The sequence below is a fragment of the Amorphoplanes friuliensis DSM 7358 genome, assembly GCF_000494755.1.
Taxonomy (GTDB): domain Bacteria; phylum Actinomycetota; class Actinomycetes; order Mycobacteriales; family Micromonosporaceae; genus Actinoplanes; species Actinoplanes friuliensis.
This window is the reverse complement of record NC_022657.1, coordinates 3,507,002-3,522,961: the sequence shown is the minus strand read 5'-3', so window position 1 is coordinate 3,522,961 and position 15,960 is coordinate 3,507,002. Positions and strand designations below refer to the sequence as shown.

Genomic DNA, 15,960 nt, shown 5'->3' with positions numbered 1-15,960 from the left:
CCGGCACGGTCACCACGACCTCACCCTGAAGGCCCCCTCACAAACCGCGCGGCCCGGCACGGTCATCGCAACCCTCGGTCCTGAAGGACCCTGACGAACCGCGCGGCGCCAGGCACGACCTCATCCCGATGGACCCGTCTCGAATCGCGCGGCCCGGCGGGGTCATCGCGACCCTCATCCCGATGGCCCCCTCACGAACCGCGGCGCCGGGCGCGGTCATCACGACCGTCATCCCGATGGACCTTTTACGAACCGCGGCCCGGCGGGGTCATCGCGGCCCTCACCCTGAAAGACCCCACAAACCGCGGCGCCAGGCGCGGTCATCACGACCCTCACCCCGATGGACCCCCTCACGAACCGCGCGGCCCGACGTGGTCATCGCGACCCTCACCCTGAAAGACCCCACAAACCGCGGCGCCAGGCGCGGCCATCGCGACCCTCACCCTGAAAGACCCCACGAACCGCGCGGCCAGGCGCGGCCATCGCGACCCTCACCCTGAAAGACCCCACGAACCGCGCGGCCCGGCGCGGCCATCGCGACCCTCACCCTGAAGGAGCCTGCGGCGCGGGCCGCGCGCTCCGCGACTCAGCGCGGGGCTTCGGTGGTTTCCTCGGGCTCCGGGAACGGGCTGAAGTCGTCGGCCCGGCCGGGGTCGCGCGCCGCGCGGGGGCGGGTCTGACGCGGTAGCCCGGTCAGTCGCGCCAGCCGGTCGCGGACCGATGGCGCCCGCTCCTCGCCGGCCATGCGGCCGACCTGGTCGGCGTGCCAGCGGTCGATCGTGCGGCGGTACACGTCGGCCTCCAGCGTCACCATCCGGTCGCGGGTGTCGTCGATGACCTCCCGGTCCCGTTCGGCGCGGCTGTTGATGTAGTGCACGGCGGCCGTGTGTTCGTAATCGATCGCCGCCCGTGCGGTCTGCTCGTCCTTGGCGTCGGCCTGACCGACGATCTTGTCGTACAGACTCGGCGCGGCCAGGTTCATCAGCAGCTTCGCGAAGACCGGCAGGATCTCCAGCGCCGTGATGAAGAGGAAGAGCGCAACGTACGCCGACCGCAGCGTGCTGTTGTCCTTGGTGAAGTGGCTCAGCGCCTCCAGCCGCGCCAGCAGCCCGCGATTCTCGGCGCTGTCCGCGTCGTGCCTGGCCTTCAGCCTGTCCCGCTCAGCCACCAGGCCCGCCAGCTGCGCCTTGTCCGCGGCGAGATTGTCGGCTGCGGACCGCCGGGCACTCTGCGACGCGGTGGCGTCGGCCGCGGACGCCCGCTCGACGGCGGTGTCGAGCCGCTTCCCCACCTCGTCCCGGCGGTCCTTCAGCTCGTCGGCCACGTCCTGTTTGGTGCGGAAGGCCGTGCCGCTGCCGGGCTTGTCCGTCCCGCAGGTGCCGTCGAGCTCGCAGGTGGCGGCCTTCTGGGCGGCCTGGAACTCCTTGTCGAGCTTGTCGAACTGCTCCTGCAGCCGCCCCACCTCGGTGCCGGCGGCGGCGCTGGTCGCGGGGGCCGTGCCGTCGACAACACGCTGGTTCTCGGCGACGCTCTTCTCCAGACCGGGAATGATCTGGAATCGCGGATCCTGCGTCAGGGACACCTGGTAAGCGGCGTCCCGCTCCCGCTGCACGATGTTGAGCTCCGACTCGATCTCCTGGTTGAAGATCCAGAGCACCATCGGCGTGGAAACCACCGTCCCGATGATCAGCGCGAGCAGCAGCCGGGGCGTCGTCAGCATGAGGTTCAGGTACCAGCGCCGCTGCCGCTGAGCGGCTGAGATCAGCCAGCGGTCCATGTTCATGATGGCCAGACCCCACCCGAGGCCGACCAGCAACGCCACGACCACCGGCGCCCGCAGTCCGACGTACAACGCGAAGGTCGCGGACACCATGGCCAGGACGGCCGTGGTCAGCACGAGCCCGCCGAGCCCGACGTACTTCCGGGCCTCCCGCGGCACCTTGGCCAGCGTGTCGAGGTCGGCCCCGGACAGCCACAGCAACAACCGGTTGTGCCGCCGCGAACTCGGTACAGCAGGCTCCGCGGCCGGCGCGGAACGCGTAGCGGACGTGTCCACGAACAAGCCCTCCGATATGCAGTCGGCGTGCGACAGACGCTACCGGTGGCGCAGCTCAGGACCCGAATCATGACGCCCGAACGGGTGACACCCACCCGCACCGAAAGACACCGCCCCCGCCCCGGACTCACACCTTCGTCACCCGGGCATCTCCCTCACCCCAGCGCCTCCCTCACCCGGCACTTCCGCCAGTCGGTCACCTCCCTCATCGAAGTGAATCGCTCCCCCACCCCAGGAGGCCCGTTGACTCAGCGCACCCGGCCACATTGCTCGCCCCGGCGCATCCCCTTGTCCGGGCACCTCCCTAACCCCGGGCGCCTCCGCCGCTTGGGGCAGCGAGCAGTGCGGCGATCGCTGACGGTGATTCGGCGTGGGCGGCGAGGAGCTCGGCGACGGCGGTGCCCGGGTCCGGCCCGGTGGCGGCGACCGACCAGTCCCCTTCGCAGCCGAGGAGGGCCGCCACCGCATCCGTCGTCGCGGGGTGGCTCGCGAGCAGCACCGCGTTTGCCGGCGGTGGTGACGAGGCGCGAGCAGCCGGCTGCGGCGCCAGCCACGGGGGTGTCCAGGCATCGAGGGCGGTCAGGGTGCCCGGGAAGGTGCGGGCGGCTTCCCGGGTGAGGACCGGGACCAGCTCGGCGGCCTGGGATCTGAGGGTGGTGATGAGGGTGGGGAGCCAGGGCAGGAGGATCGGGTCCGGGAGGCGGGCGAAGGCGTTCGACAGCGTTTCGACGACAAACGGGGTGAGGCGCGGGACCGCTTCCAGGGACTGGACAAAACCGCTGACGTACTGCGGGAAGGCCGGGACCACGAGCGGATTGCCGAGGAGGTCGTCGACGCGGTGGCGGAGGTCGGCCAGGGGCAGGAGGCCGAGCTGGTGGCGGGCCGCCCAGAGGAGGGCGATCTTGGCGGGTGATTCGGGGTGGGCCTGGCGGACGGCCAGTTCGAGCTGCGTACGGTCACACCCCAGCGACAAGGCCAGGCTTTCCATGCTGAACAGGAACCCGAGCATCGCGCCGACCTGGCGTACGCCGGTCTCCTCCTCGACGAACGCGACGGGCAGCAGCGTGCAGTAGTGGGCGTAGCCCTCGGTGACGAACCGTTCCGACCAGGCCGGCAGCGCCGGTGTGGTGGCGCGGTAGAACGCCAGGAGGCGGCGGATGCGGCGCAGGACGGCCGGGGCCTCGTCGACGTCGCGTTCGGTGGACAGCAGCTCGACGGCGCGGGCGCCGAGGTCGTCGGTGAGGCGGGGGCTGGAGAGGAACAGCAGGGAGTGCTCGACGGCTTTCAGGGCCGTCGCCGCGGTGGCTTTCGGGTCCCAGGCGGCGCGGCGCAAGCGTTGTTCGAGGACCTGTTCGACGGTGACGCCTTCGTAGCCCAGTTCGATGATGGTGCGCTGGTGGCGGCCGAGGTCGAGGTCCCAGCTCTCCTGGATGGGTGTCTCGCCGAGGCGGCGCGAGCCCATGATGGGGCGTACGGCATGGTCCGGCAGCAGGTAGCGCAGCATCCACAGCAGCTGGGAGCACGCCGCCAGCTCCGGGCCGGACGCGAGGTCGAGCAGCGCCCGCTGGATGGTGCGCTGTTCGAGGTTGAGGCCGAGCGGCGCGAGCCGGTCGTAGACGTCGCGGGCGAGCGGGGGCATCGCGTCGTAGCCGACCTGGCCGGTGCGGTCGCCGCCGAGGAGGATCTCGCAGAGGCGGCGGACGTCGCGCCGGCCGGGGACCATGTCCTTCTCGATGCAGGTGACGGCGGCGTCCTGGAAGTCGTACGGGGTCGGCCGCGCCCGGCCTCGCATCCCGGCGAGCAGGATCGACGTCTCGAAAACGGCGATGGCGTCGGCGGTGCTCGCCAGGTATCCGTTGCGGCGGGCGAGCCGGACGATGTCGACGCACCAGCCGCGCAGTTCCTCCTCGTCGAGCCCGTCGAGCGCTGCGGGCGCGGAGAGATATCCGGTGAGCTGGTCGGTGACGGGACCGGCGTCGGCGGCGGGCGGCGGGAGCGCCTTGGCGGCACGTTTCCGGCCGCCCTTCTGTCCTTCCAGCCGGAACGGCGTGAGGCGGGTCCGGCCGAGGGTCTTCTCCCAGGTGGCGCCGGCGATGGAGACGGAGCCGGGTGCGAGTCCGAACTGCGCCTCGATCGCCGAGTGGCTGGACGGGATCAGGCCGTAGAGCCACTTGCTGCCGGTGCGGGGAGTGATGGTGAAGTCGGGTGTCGACGGGTCCGAGCCGGCCTCGGGGACACGGCTCGCGGCATGGAAAGCGCCGCAGATGAAGAGGCAGTCGGCGCGGTCGGTGCCGGTGACGGCGAGGTGCTCGCGGATGCGCGTCCACATGTAGCGTTCGCGGTCCTCGTCGCTGTCGTACCGCTGGGAGTCGTGCGGGGCGAGGCGCCGGAAGAGGCTTCCGATCAGCACCATCACCTGCCGGTAGGTCTCGTGGTCGGCACCGGCCAGTGGCTGCTCGACGAACTGGTCCCACCATTCCGACCAGTGCCGGACGCGGCCGTGGTGCAGGAGGTGTTCCTCGAGCTCGGCGAAGCGGGGCCGCAGGTCGCCGAGCTCGACACCGATGGCGTCGCCGTGCAGCTCCTCCGCATCGGCCGCGGTCGCGCCGGGCACCGGTTGCCACTGGAACACGTGGTCGGTGGACCGGTCGACGAGGACGAGTTCCACGCCGGGCGTCTCCAGGGCGTACGCGATGGCCTGGTATTCGGCGGAGGCCTCGGTGATGGGCGCGATGACGCTCAGCGGCGCCGACTCCGGCGGGAAGCCCTCGATGTCGGAGGCGAACGCCTGCAACGCCACTGGCAGGCGGCAGTTGCGCAGCTCGGTGAGCAGCGGTCCGAGGTCCTCGCAGAGCTCCAGATAAACGACTTTGGGCTGTTTCTCGCGGAGCCGCCGCACCATGGCGAGCGCCGACGCCGGTGAGTGGTGACAGACCGGGAAGATCTCCAGGGGCTCGGCCAGGACGAGACCGACGTCGTCGACGAGGCCGGCGAGGATCTCCGGGAGGGCGGCCGGCCCACCGGCGAGCGCCTCGGCCGCGCCGAGCAGCTGCTCGCGGAGCGCGTCGAAGGGACCGGCGCTCATGACAGGGTGGCGATCGCCTCGCGACCACCCTCCAGGAAGTCGTTCCAGTCGCCGCCACGGTCCTTGCTGCGCGGCTCGACGACACCGTGCAGGTATTTGTTGAGGATCGCCAGGTCCTCGGGGCTGCGCCGGGCGAGCGACCCCACGAGGGAACCGGCCAGGGTCCCGGCGTCGAGCGCCTTGGCGCCGAAGAAGGTGCTGTGCAGGATCGCGTCCTCCAGCACACCGATCTGCTCGGCGGTGGAGAGCGCCGACTCCAGGCGTTCGTCGTCGCTGGTCGCCGAGGCCGAGGCGGCCCGCAGGTCGGCGAAGCTCTGCAGCAGCACGTCGAGCAGCGTGGGCGGGACCTCCAGCTCGATGTTGTGGCGGCGCAGCAGTTCTTCGGTGCGGAAGCGGACGATCTCCGCCTCGCTCTTCTTGTTGGTCACGACGGGGATGCGGACGAAGTTGAAGCGGCGCTTGAGCGCGGACGAGAGGTCGTTGACACCGCGGTCGCGGCTGTTCGCGGTGGCGATGATGGAGAAGCCGGGCCTGGCGAAGACGATGTTGTCCTCGTCGAGCTCGGGGATGGAGACGTACTTCTCGGAGAGGATCGAGATCAGCGCGTCCTGGACGTCGCTGGTCGACCGGGTCAGCTCCTCGAAGCGGCCGATCACCCCGCCCTCCATCGCGGTCATGATCGGCGACGGGATCATCGAGGCGCGCGACTGACCCTTGGCGATGACCATCGAGACGTTCCACGAATATTTGATGTGGTCCTCGGTGGTGCCGGCGGTGCCCTGCACGACCAGGGTGGAGTTGCGGCTGATCGCGGCGGCGAGCAGCTCGGCCAGCCAGCTCTTGCCGGTGCCGGGGTCACCGATGAGCAGCAGGCCGCGGTCGGAGGCGAGCGTGACGATGGCCCGCTCGACGAAGCTGCGGTCGCCGAACCACTTCTGCGGGATGTCCCGGTCGAGGCCGTCGGCGCGTTCGGAGCCGAGGACGAAGAGGCGCACCATCTTGGGGCTGAGCCGCCAGGAGAACGGTTTCGGCCCGTCGTCGACCGACTCGAGCCAGTCGAGCTCGTCGGCGTACTTGGTCTCGGCGGGGGCGCGCAGCATCTCGGACATCAGGTGGGTTCTCCTCGGGAGGTGTCAGGCGACGAAGTTCTTGAGCTCGGTGACGAGCTTGCGGATGTGACCGGAGATGACGGGTGTGCCGAGGTCCTTGAGACGCTGGCGGAACCACGGGTTGACGCTCTGGGCGCCGGAGCTGGTGACCGAGCCGACCGGGATGAAGCGCACACCGGAGCGGTGCACGGCCTCGATGCCGTCGAAGAGCGGTTGCGACCGGTCGAACTCGTAGAAGTCCGAGATCCAGACCAGCACCGTGTTGCGCGGATCGGTGATCTTGGGCTGGGCCATGGCCATCGCGACCGGGCCGTCGTTGCCACCACCGAGATTGGTCCGCAGCAACACCTCGAACGGGTCGTGCACCCACGGCGTCAGGTCGATCGCCCGGGTGTCGTACGCGATCAGGTGCACGTCGACCTTGGGCAGCCCCGCGAAGATCGAGGCGAGGATCGTGCAGTTGACCATGGAGTCGACCATCGAGCCGGACTGGTCGACCACGACGATCAGCCGCGCCGGGGTGACCCGCTTGGCGGTCTGCTTGTAGAAGAGCTTGTCGACGTAGAGGCGTTCGTCGGCGGGGCTCCAGTTGGGGAGGTTCTTCCAGATGGTCCGGTCGAGGTCGAGGTTGCGGTAGACGCGTTTCGGCGGGACGCTCCGGTCGATCGTGCCGCTGCTCGCCTGGGCGACCTGGGTGCGCAGCACCTCGGCCACCTCGTCGACGAAGCGCCGGATGAGCGACTTGGCGTTGGCGAGCGCGACCCCGTCGAGGTTGTGCTTGTCGCGCAGCAGTTGCTCGATCAGCGACATGCTGGGTGTGAGCTGCGCGGCGAGCCGGGGATCGGCGAGCACCTCCCGCAGCTGCATGCGTTTCACCAGGTCGCCCTCGATGCCGGAGAGCACCGGGAACAGGTCGGCGGGTCCGCCGGAACGGCCCCGTAGCTGCCCGGGCTCGCAGCCCAGGGCCCGCTCGAACCAGCCCGCGTCGGCCTGCCACCGGCCGAGCTGCGCGGCGGTGACGTTCCCCGAGCCGGTGGCGAAGATGTTGAGCAGGATCTTGGAAGCGAGCGCGGCCCGGCGCACCTCGCCCTCGCGGTCGTCGTCGGTGGTGACCATGAGGCCGTCGAGCTCGGCCTCGAGATGGGGGAACCGTTGCACGACGGTGTCGATCGAGACCGCCGGGTCGAGCAGCGCGGCCGGCAGGCCGAGGTCGTCGACGATCGCCACGCTGGCCGACTCCAGGGCGGGCTGCTCCTCGGGGTCGAAGAGCCGTGCCAGAAGCCGCCAGTAGAGCGCCTGCCGCCGATTTTCGGTTGAGCTCATTTCCGCAGCAGCCTTCCCGCGCGCTCGCGCAGCACCTCGACAGCCGTGCCCGCAACGGCCTCGGCCTTGGCCGCCTTGGCCTCGGTGGGCCCGAGCGCCCAGTCGCCGGTGTGCACGGCGACCGGTTTCCGCTTGACCACGGACTGCACGGCGAGCGGTTGCACCGACCACCGGCCGCCGTCCCAGCGCAGCAGACCCAGACAGGCCGTGGACGCGGCGACCAGCGCCGGGGTGAGAGGGCCGGCCGCGGGCAACCGGTCCAGGGCGACGGCCAGGGTGCCGCCCCCGGCGAGGTCGAACGACTCCTCCCCCGCGGCGTATCCCTCCAGCAGAACCGGTTCGGCGATCACCGCCGGGTGCCGGTCGAGCGGCGGGGTGGGCGCGGCCGTCGCCGCGGCGAGCCGCACCCGGGCGCTCGCGAACGGGTCGGCCGGCTCCCCCGCCGCTGCGCGGGACTCCTCCCAGATCAGATCCCCGCCCGGGGTGAGCGCCAGACCCGACACCTCAACCGTGCGGTGCTCGGCCACCACAGTGCGGAAGATAGGGAAGGCGGAGAGCAGCCGCCAGGCGGATGGGCCACTGATCGTGTCGACCTTTGCGCCCGCCACGCTCGTGCGGACCAGGCGGACCCGGCCGTCGGTGGTCTCGAGCAGGCCGTGCAGCTGGGCCCGGAACACCGTCGGGTGCTCGTGCAGGTCGACGCCGAGGGGCAGCAACCGGCCGTCGACCGGCGAGGTGTCGTGGGCGGTGGAAACCTCCTGTGCGAGCAGCACGGCACGGGCCCAGAGGTCGGCCCAGCGACGCACCGGAACGCGGTCCAGCGTGGCCACGGGCGCGGACGCTCGCAGCTCGGCCGCAAACCCGTCCAGCAGCACCGCCAGGCGGCGCGTGGACGGGTCGGCGATCAGCGTCTGCACAGTCTGCGCGCCACCGCTCGCGACCTCGTGGTCGACGCCGCGCCAGCCCGTGATGGCCAGCTCCCGCAGCCAGGAACGGCCCCCGGCCAGCAATCCGCCCGGTAGTGCCGGAACTGCCACCGCGGACCACGGGTCGCGTGACCGGCCGAGGGCGTCGTCGAGCCCGGTGAGCAGCGCGTCGTGCGTGGCCCCGAGCAGGGCGGTCCGCGCGCCGGCCAGGGCGGCCAGGTGCTCGTCGGTGACCGTACCGGCGATGATTTTGCCGACGGAGTCGGTGACGCGGCCGCCCAGCGGTGATCCGCTGAACGCCGCGGCCAGGGCCTCGAGGGCGGCGGCGCGTGTCTCGTCGATGCGGGCCAGACCGTGCACGAGGGCGTCGTCCAGACCGTCGACCAGGGCGAACGCGTCGTCGACCCCGGCGGGCCGGGTGTGCAGGACCTCGTCGAGCATCAGCGCACCGCCCCGGCCGCCGGGAACCAGTGCAGCTCGGGCAGCGGGTCGGTGGTCGGTGGCAGCTCCAGATAGGCCAGGTGGCGCAGGAAGCTGCTGAACACCTCCGGCGCGCGGGTGGGCGCCGCGGTGGGATGCAGGGCGGCCCGGACGTTCTCGTCGCCCTCGGAAAGCTCGACCTTGAGGTAGCGGGTCACCCGATCGAGACCGTACTGCGCGACCGCGGCGTCGATCAGCGCGCCGATGTGGTTGCACGGGTGCGCGCCGCTGAGGCCACCGCACGGCCGGTTGTTGTTGGTGTTGCAGCTCAGCCCGTGCTCCCGGGCGGTGATCGACGAGACGTAGACCCGGGAGGGGTCCGAACCGCTCGACACCACCCCCTGCAGGCGCCCCTCGGCCAGCTCGACGAACGGCACTTTGGCCAGCTTGCGCGGCCACACCGGCGCGATGACGGGTGCAGCGCTGCGCCGCTCGTAGGCGACACCGTCCCTGGTCACAACCAGTCCTCCCTCGGCAACGATCGACCGTATTTGTATCGGACGGGTACGACAGAAACCGCCCGGCCCGAAGCGGTGAACAACCTGAGAGCCGACGCAGCCACCTGAACCCCGGAGCCGGACATGAAGAACGCCCACCTCGGCGCTCTGGAGGTCTCTGGGAGCCACGACCGCGGCAAGGAGGGCGGCACGCTGATCGGCCGGTTGCTAACCTCCTCCGCCATGTGGGCAGAAGAGATCGTGGCGGGACGCCCGGCGTGGGTGCACGAGGCGTCGGGGGTCGTCTTCCGGGAGGTGCCGGCGGGCACGTTCCTGATGGGCCTGTCGGACGCCGAGGCGAAGGTGCTCCGGAAGATCGAGAAGAAGGGTGGCGTCGAGAGCACGCTCGAGCCGCTCCTGGATGCTGCCCGCGCGTGGGGCCCGGCTCGCCGGGTGAGCGTCGGGTCGTTCCTGATCGCGCGGCATCCGCTGACCGTGGCGCAGGTCCGCCATTTTGTGCCGGACTACGAGGACGGCCTCATCGAGGACGACAACACCGCCGCCCGGGTCGACGAGGACCTCGTCGACGACGTGCTGGAGGCGCTGCCGTTCCGGCTGCCCACCGAGGCCGAGTGGGAGTTCGCCGCCCGCGCGGGCACGGCGACGCTGACGCACCGGGGCAATGACAAGCCCGGCGAGGACATGCTGATCGACGAGTTCGGCGACGAGGAGCGGACCGCGGCGGCGGAGAACCCGTTCGGCGTGGCCGGTTTCGGCTCCGCGGCCGAGATCTGCGCCGAACGGTGGTCACCGGACGAGACGCGCGTGGTCCGCGGCGGTGCCGCCGACTGCCACCCCTGGCAAGGGTGCGACGAGTGGACGCTGCTGCTGCCGGCGAGCCGGGCCGAGCTCAGCTACTTCGCCGGGATCCGCCCCGCCACGAGCGTGCCGCCCCAGACCTGACCAGGCCGACCAGGACGACGATGACGGCAATCAGCCGGTGACGACGACTGCCCGGGCGACTTCCTTCTTGCCGTCGCCCGGCTTCACCGCACCGCCGTACAGAAGCTTGATCAGTCTTTTGTCGAGCGCCGAATACTTGGTGGGGGCCGGGGTGTAGCGGCCGTAGAAGACGCTGTCGGTGTGTTCGGTGGAGTCGCTCATCAGGCCCATGGTCTGCGTGAGCTCTTCCCGGATCAGGTGGCAGCGGATGCTGCTGGAGATGCCCGTCGTCCGGATCAGGACGGTCGACGAGGAGATGGTGTGGTCACCACGCCAGGTGACGTAGAAGAAGCCGTCGTTGCCCGGGACGTACTCCGGTTCGAGCTTCTTGAACCGTGAGACCGGCGCGAAGTGGAACTTGATGTCGGCGCCGGGGTTGCCGGTGATCCGCAGGTCCGTGGTCTCGGTGAGCGCGTTGAAGTCGCTGATGACGCGGTTGAGGCATTTGCGGCTGGACCCGCTGACCGAGCCGTCGACCTTGATGGTCACCACGGGCTGCGCCCACTTGATCACGACGTTGACCTTGTCGCCGTACTCGGCGCCGAGCGCGATCTTGTAGAAGTAGTTCAGCGTGTCCTTGCTGACCTTCGGCTTGACCACCGGCGGTGGCACGGACGGCGACGGTGAGGGTGACGGCGCGGGCCGGGCCGACGTGGCGGTCGAGCCACCGGCGGTGGGTGAGTCAGGTGCGTCGCAGCCCGTGACGGCCAGCGCGAGCACCAGCAGCACCGGGCCGGCAGCCCGCCATGATCGTTTCACGGATGCATCCTAACGACCGCGCGCTGGTGGCCCGCCCGTCCTGATCAGCCCGCTTCGCCGTAGGCGGCGAACTGGTCGATCAGGCTCTGCGGTGCGTCGTCCGCGAAAATGATCTCCAGGTTGGCCGCCGCCTCCCCTGCGGCCTCGGCGCTGCGGGGGAAGAGCTCTTTTTCGTACGCCGTCAGCGCCGCCTCCACGTCATCCGGGTGCGCGGCGAGAGCCTGCCCCAGCTCGGCACCGTCGAGCATGGCGAGGTTGGCGCCCTCACCGGCGAACGGTGACATCAGGTGCGCGGCGTCACCGAGCAGTGTCACCCCGGGCACCCGTTCCCAGCGGTGCTCGACGGGCAGAGCGTTGATGGTGCGAGGGATCAGCTCGCCGTCCGCCTCAGTGATCAACGCGCGCAGCTCGGGCGCCCATCCGGCGAACTGCTCGAGCACCTGCTCCCGCGCCTTGTCGTGGTCGGCGAAGTCGAGGCCGGTGATCCACTCCTCCGGCGCGCGGACCGCGGCGTAGATGTGCAGGCTGCCGTCGGTCTCCTTGTGGGCGAGGAAACCCCGGCCCCCGCCGAGCGCGAACAGCATGCCACCACCGACCACAGCGGCCGGGCCGGGATGACGCCGGTCCGCCTCCGCCAGGTCAACCTCCACGAACGACACCCCGGTGTACGCCGGCCGCGCCGCGGACAGCAACGGTCGGATGCGCGACCAGGCGCCGTCCGCACCGACCAGCACGTCGACCGTTTCCGTGGACCCGTCGGCGAAGCTCAGCTCGTGGCGCCCGTCGCCGAGCGGCCGGGCCTCCGTGACCCGCATGCCCCAGCGGATCGTACCGGCGGGCAGCGAGTCCAGCAGCAGCTGCCGCAGCTGTCCCCGGTCGACCTCGGGCCGGCCGCCCTCACCGTCGTCCTCCTCCTCGAGGTGCACGGTGTTGTGGCGGTCCAGGATCCGCATGGCCTGGCCGCCGGGATGGATGATGCTCCGGAACCCCTCGGTGAGCCCGGCCGCCCGCAGTGCGACCTGCCCGTTGGTCTCGTGGATGTCGAGCATCCCGCCCTGCGTCCGCGCGGACGGTGAGTCGTCCAGCTCGTAGATGGTCGAGGGGATGCCGTGGACGTGCAGGACGCGGGCCAGGGTCAATCCGCCCAGGCCGCCTCCCACGATGGCGATCGTCGGTGTGGTCATGCTTTCCTCGTCTCGGTAGTGGTGCTCAGTCCGCTGATGAGTGCGGAGAAGGCCCAGCGCAGGCGCTGCTCGCCCGTACCGGAAAAAAGCTCGTCGCGGGCCCGGTCCAGGTGGGGGTAGGTGTCCGGGCGGGCTTCCCGGACGACCACCGCGAGGTCCGCCTCCTCGCCGTCGGCCTCGACGGACTGCTGCCGGGTGCCCTGCTCGGCGGCCGTCGCGGTCGCGTGCTGCAGCAGCAGGTCGACACCCCACGCGGCCTGGCGCAGCGGCACCTTCCCCGCGTCCAGCAGGCCCAGCATCGTGTCGATCAGCCGCAGATAGTTCGGCCCGGACGGCCGCAAGGTCAGCACCGACCGCGCCAGGCTCGGATAACCGATCAACAGCACCGTGTACGCCCACAGCAGCTCGATCAGCCGCTCCCGCCAGTCCCGCCCGGCCACACCGGCGCCGTCCAGGTCCGCCAGCAACTCGTCGAGCAGGGCGCCGTGCAGCTCAGCGGTGTTGCGGACGTAGACGTAGAGCGACGCCGGCCCCGTGTCGAGCTCGGTGGCGAGCCGGCGCATCGTCACCCGCTCGAGCCCCTCCTCGCGCATGATCCGCAGGGCCGCCCCGACCAGAACGGCCCGGCTGAGCGGCGGTTTGGCCGGCCGGTCCCGGCGACTGACAGGTTCGCGACGTGGTGTCATGAACACGATCGTAACGAACATGTTCGTCAACGACAAGGAGGGGTGCGGCACAATGCGCTGATGTCAGATCCCACGGAGCGCCTCCGCTACCGGCTCATCACCGGGCCCGACGACGCCGAGTTCTGTGCCCGTGTCAGCAAGCTGCTGGACAGTGGCTACCGGTTGCACGGCTCGCCGGCCCTGACGTTCGACGGTGAGCGTGTCATCGCAGCTCAGGCACTGGTGCTCGCCGGATAGCCGGGGTTCAGGCGCGGAGGAACGTCAGGACGGCGAGGACGCGGCGGTGCTCGCGGTCGTGCTGGACGAGACCCAGCTTGGTGAAGATCGACCCGACGTGGGCCTCGACGGTTTTCACGGCCAGGTGCAGGTCACCGGCCACGGCGGTGTTGGAGAGCCCCTGGGCCATCAGCGCCAGAACCCGGCGTTCGCGCTCGGTGAGGCCTTCGAGCGGGTCCCGGGCGCGGCGGCGGGCGACGAGCCGTGTCACCAGCTCGGGGTCGATGACGGTCTCGCCGCCGGCCACCTTGCGGACGTCCGCGCCGAACGACCCGAGGTCCGACACCCGGTCCTTGAGCAGGTAGCCCACGCCGCCGTCGAACTCGGTCATCAGGCGGAGGGCGTGGTGGACCTCGACGTACTGCGACAGCAGCATCAGGCCGACACCGGGTGCGATCGCCCGGATGGCCGCGGCGGCCTCCAGGCCTTCGGCGGCGTGACCGGGGGGCATCCGCAGGTCGATCACCGCGGCGTCCGGCGGGTCGGCGCGGACGAGGTCGATCAGCGTCGGACCGTCGCCGGCCTGCCCGGTGACCGTGAAGCCCCCGTCGGTGAGGATGCGGGCGAGTCCCTCCCGGAACAGCACCGCGTCGTCGGCCAGCATCACGCGCACGGGATCACCGTCGTCAGCCGGGTGCCCGAGGGGCCGCTGTCCATCGTCAGCCGTGCGCCGAGGGCGGCGAGACGGTCGGCCAGCCCTTCCAGGCCGCTGCCCGGCGGCATCGTGGCGCCACCGATGCCGTCGTCGGCCACCTCCACGATCAAAAAGGTGTCGGCGAGTTCGGCGCGGACCGACGCCGATCCGGCGCTCGCGTGTTTGGCGGTGTTGGTCAGTCCCTCGCTCACCATGAAGTACGCCGTCGCCTCCACCTCGGGGCGCAGGCGGCGGTCGACCGTCACACCCAGGCGTACCGGCACCGGGGAACGGTCGGCCAGGAAACCCAGGGCGGCCTCCAGACCGTCCTGGGTCAGCACGGCCGGGTGCAGCCCACGGGCCATCTCGCGGAGGTCGGCGGTGGCTTCGAGCAGCTGCGCGCGTACCGAGTCGGCCCGGTCGGCGAGCTGCGCCGCGCCGGAATCCCGGGCCAGCCGCACGACCGCGCCCAGCTCCATCGCCACGGTCACCAGGCGTTGCTGGGCGCCGTCGTGCAGGTCGCGTTCGAGGCGCCGGCGGGCGGCGTCGGCGGAGGTCACCAGGCGCTGGGCCGTCGCTCGCAGCTCCAGGACCAACCCGGCCTGGGCGGCCAGGTCACCGACCAGCTTGCGTTCGGTGCCGGACAGCGCCTCCCCCGACACCTTGCGGACGGTCAGGGTGCCGAGCGCTCGTCCGTCGTGACGCACGGGCACGGTGACGACCTCGCCGGGCCGCCGGGGCGCCGGGGTGTCCGGCCAGCGCGAGACCACCTGCGGCTGGTCCGGCGGGCCGGTGCTGAGCACAACCTCGCGGGCGCCGACGCCGTCCGCGACGGTCCGGCAGATGCCGTCGAGGAGCAGACCCGCGTCCGGCGCGGCCAGGTGCGCCGACAGCCGGGCGAGCGATTCGTACGGGCTCACCCGGTGCCCGTACACGATGCGGTCGGCAAGGCGTTGCACCCGGCGCCGCAGGGGTTCGAAGGCGACCGCCACGATCGCGGTGGCGACGACGGAGAGCACCGTACGGTTGCCGCCGACGAGACGGCCGACACCGGTCACCACGGCCACGTAGCCCAGCGTCACGATGGTCGCCATCGCCCCGAGGACCAGCGACTTGTTGATCACGAGGTCGATGTCGTAGAGCCGGTACTTGAGGATCGCCGCACCCGCGACGACGGCCACCGCGGGCATCGCCAGCGCGCCGGGGACGGGTGAGCCCCACACCGCCAGGCCCACCACCATGATCGCGGCGGTCAGCGTCACGGCGTAGACGAACCAGCGCAGCTGCCGGGCCTCGTCCCCGCGTGCCCGGCGCAGGCGGACGACCACACACGCGGCCCAGGTGAGCTGGAAGAGCAGGTATCCGGCCGGACGGGCGACGCTGTAGAAGGCGTCAGCGGCGGCGAAGCCCGGCAGGTCCAGCGGATGACCCGCCACCAGGCCCGTGCGGGCGTACTCGACCGGCCACAGCGCCGACACCGCGGAGAGGGCGACGCCGACGACGGCCAGGACAGCGGCGACGGGCCGCCACCCGCGCGACGGCAGCCGCCCGTCCGGGAAACACATCAGCGTCAGACCGGCGGCGAACAGCACGAGCGGCAGCGGCCAGACCCCGAGCCAGCCCGCCCACGAGGCACCCGGCAGCGGGCCGTCGTGCAGGGCGTACTGGCGTCCGGCGAACATGACCGCGTGGGCGGTGCCGGTCACGAGGAACAGCAGGCCCTCGCGGTTGCCGGGGCGCCGGCTCAGCACGAAGAGCCCGACCGCGGTGAACGACGCCGCGATGAGGCCGTTGTGCAGGTTCCCCACGTGGAGGCCCAGCGCGAACCCACCCGCGACCAGCACCGCCGTGGCGGCGCCGGCCACGGAGCTGAGCATCGCGGTCCGGGTCACAGCCGTATCGTGCCAGCGCCGGGCGTTCCTGTGACCAGGGTTGACCCTCGACTTCCGGCGGGTCTGCCCCGATGACGACGATCGCTCCGGGGACGAGCGTGATCGGTGTCC

13 protein-coding genes are annotated in these 15,960 nt (G+C 71.3%); 2 read left to right on the top strand and 11 right to left on the bottom strand.

Going from position 1 to position 15,960, the window contains the following annotated elements; all coding sequences use genetic code 11:
* Positions 1-586: 586 nt before the first annotated feature.
* The 6 genes from AFR_RS16395 to AFR_RS16370 all read right to left on the bottom strand — a co-directional run bounded on the left by AFR_RS16395 (position 587) and on the right by AFR_RS16370 (position 9,437).
* Positions 587-2,056 carry a DUF4407 domain-containing protein gene (locus AFR_RS16395; RefSeq protein WP_158510551.1) on the bottom strand — a complete coding sequence of 490 codons (1,470 nt, stop codon included), beginning with the start codon at positions 2,054-2,056 and terminating at the stop codon, positions 587-589.
* A gap of 304 nt (positions 2,057-2,360) precedes the next feature.
* Positions 2,361-5,141 carry a DUF5682 family protein gene (locus AFR_RS16390; RefSeq protein ID WP_023361618.1) on the bottom strand — a complete coding sequence of 927 codons (2,781 nt, stop codon included), beginning with the start codon at positions 5,139-5,141 and terminating at the stop codon, positions 2,361-2,363.
* The gene (locus AFR_RS16385) at positions 5,138-6,250 is read right to left on the bottom strand and encodes an ATP-binding protein (protein WP_023361617.1); all 1,113 of its coding nucleotides are present in this window, start codon (positions 6,248-6,250) and stop codon (positions 5,138-5,140) included. Before AFR_RS16385 ends, AFR_RS16390 begins: the two co-directional genes overlap by 4 nt.
* 24 nt (positions 6,251-6,274) lie before the next feature.
* Positions 6,275-7,573 (bottom strand): vWA domain-containing protein, encoded by a 1,299-nt coding sequence (locus AFR_RS16380; protein WP_023361616.1) that lies wholly within the window; start codon positions 7,571-7,573, stop codon positions 6,275-6,277.
* Positions 7,570-8,940, bottom strand: a complete 1,371-nt coding sequence (locus AFR_RS16375; protein WP_023361615.1) for a hypothetical protein — start codon at positions 8,938-8,940, stop codon at positions 7,570-7,572. Before AFR_RS16375 ends, AFR_RS16380 begins: the two co-directional genes overlap by 4 nt.
* A complete protein-coding gene (locus AFR_RS16370) occupies positions 8,940-9,437 on the bottom strand; it encodes a hypothetical protein (RefSeq protein WP_023361614.1) in 498 nt (165 codons plus the stop codon). The genes AFR_RS16375 and AFR_RS16370 overlap by 1 nt, the downstream gene beginning before the upstream one ends.
* Before the next feature lie 123 nt (positions 9,438-9,560).
* Here AFR_RS16370 and AFR_RS16365 point away from each other — a divergent pair, with 123 nt between their 5' ends.
* The gene (locus AFR_RS16365) at positions 9,561-10,379 is read left to right on the top strand and encodes a formylglycine-generating enzyme family protein (RefSeq protein WP_023361613.1); all 819 of its coding nucleotides are present in this window, start codon (positions 9,561-9,563) and stop codon (positions 10,377-10,379) included.
* A gap of 30 nt (positions 10,380-10,409) precedes the next feature.
* On the opposite strand, the gene AFR_RS16360 is transcribed toward AFR_RS16365, so the two are convergent.
* The 3 genes from AFR_RS16360 to AFR_RS16350 are packed head-to-tail and all read right to left on the bottom strand — an operon-like array spanning position 10,410 to position 13,047.
* The gene (locus AFR_RS16360) at positions 10,410-11,177 is read right to left on the bottom strand and encodes a DUF2927 domain-containing protein (protein ID WP_084298053.1); all 768 of its coding nucleotides are present in this window, start codon (positions 11,175-11,177) and stop codon (positions 10,410-10,412) included.
* Positions 11,178-11,221: 44 nt separating this feature from the next.
* Entirely contained in the window at positions 11,222-12,361 is a 1,140-nt protein-coding gene (locus AFR_RS16355; protein WP_023361611.1) for an FAD-dependent oxidoreductase, read from the bottom strand.
* Complete coding sequence (locus AFR_RS16350; RefSeq protein ID WP_041842286.1) at positions 12,358-13,047, bottom strand: TetR/AcrR family transcriptional regulator; 690 nt, start codon at positions 13,045-13,047, stop codon at positions 12,358-12,360. Before AFR_RS16350 ends, AFR_RS16355 begins: the two co-directional genes overlap by 4 nt.
* Positions 13,048-13,107: 60 nt before the next feature.
* Between AFR_RS16350 and AFR_RS45100 the strand changes: the two genes are divergently transcribed.
* A complete protein-coding gene (locus tag AFR_RS45100) occupies positions 13,108-13,284 on the top strand; it encodes a DUF1737 domain-containing protein (protein WP_023361609.1) in 177 nt (58 codons plus the stop codon).
* A 7-nt stretch (positions 13,285-13,291) separates the two neighbouring features.
* Here AFR_RS45100 and AFR_RS16345 read toward each other — a convergent pair whose 3' ends face one another.
* Positions 13,292-13,936 carry a response regulator transcription factor gene (locus AFR_RS16345; RefSeq protein WP_023361608.1) on the bottom strand — a complete coding sequence of 215 codons (645 nt, stop codon included), beginning with the start codon at positions 13,934-13,936 and terminating at the stop codon, positions 13,292-13,294.
* Positions 13,927-15,849, bottom strand: coding sequence for a GAF domain-containing sensor histidine kinase (locus tag AFR_RS16340; protein ID WP_023361607.1), 1,923 nt, complete (start codon positions 15,847-15,849; stop codon positions 13,927-13,929). The genes AFR_RS16345 and AFR_RS16340 overlap by 10 nt, the downstream gene beginning before the upstream one ends.
* Between the last annotated feature and the right edge of the window lie 111 nt (positions 15,850-15,960).

Bases quoted from the DNA above. Each gene is read 5' to 3' on its own strand.
- AFR_RS16390 (WP_023361618.1), bottom strand. From the start codon at position 5,141: ATGAGCGCCGGTCCCTTCGACGCGCTCCGCGAGCAGCTGCTCGGCGCG.
- AFR_RS16385 (WP_023361617.1), bottom strand. From the start codon at position 6,250: ATGTCCGAGATGCTGCGCGCCCCCGCCGAGACCAAGTACGCCGACGAG.
- AFR_RS16380 (WP_023361616.1), bottom strand. From the start codon at position 7,573: ATGAGCTCAACCGAAAATCGGCGGCAGGCGCTCTACTGGCGGCTTCTG.
- AFR_RS16375 (WP_023361615.1), bottom strand. From the start codon at position 8,940: ATGCTCGACGAGGTCCTGCACACCCGGCCCGCCGGGGTCGACGACGCG.
- AFR_RS16365 (WP_023361613.1), top strand. From the start codon at position 9,561: ATGAAGAACGCCCACCTCGGCGCTCTGGAGGTCTCTGGGAGCCACGAC.
- AFR_RS16355 (WP_023361611.1), bottom strand. From the start codon at position 12,361: ATGACCACACCGACGATCGCCATCGTGGGAGGCGGCCTGGGCGGATTG.
- AFR_RS16350 (WP_041842286.1), bottom strand. From the start codon at position 13,047: ATGACACCACGTCGCGAACCTGTCAGTCGCCGGGACCGGCCGGCCAAA.
- AFR_RS45100 (WP_023361609.1), top strand. From the start codon at position 13,108: ATGTCAGATCCCACGGAGCGCCTCCGCTACCGGCTCATCACCGGGCCC.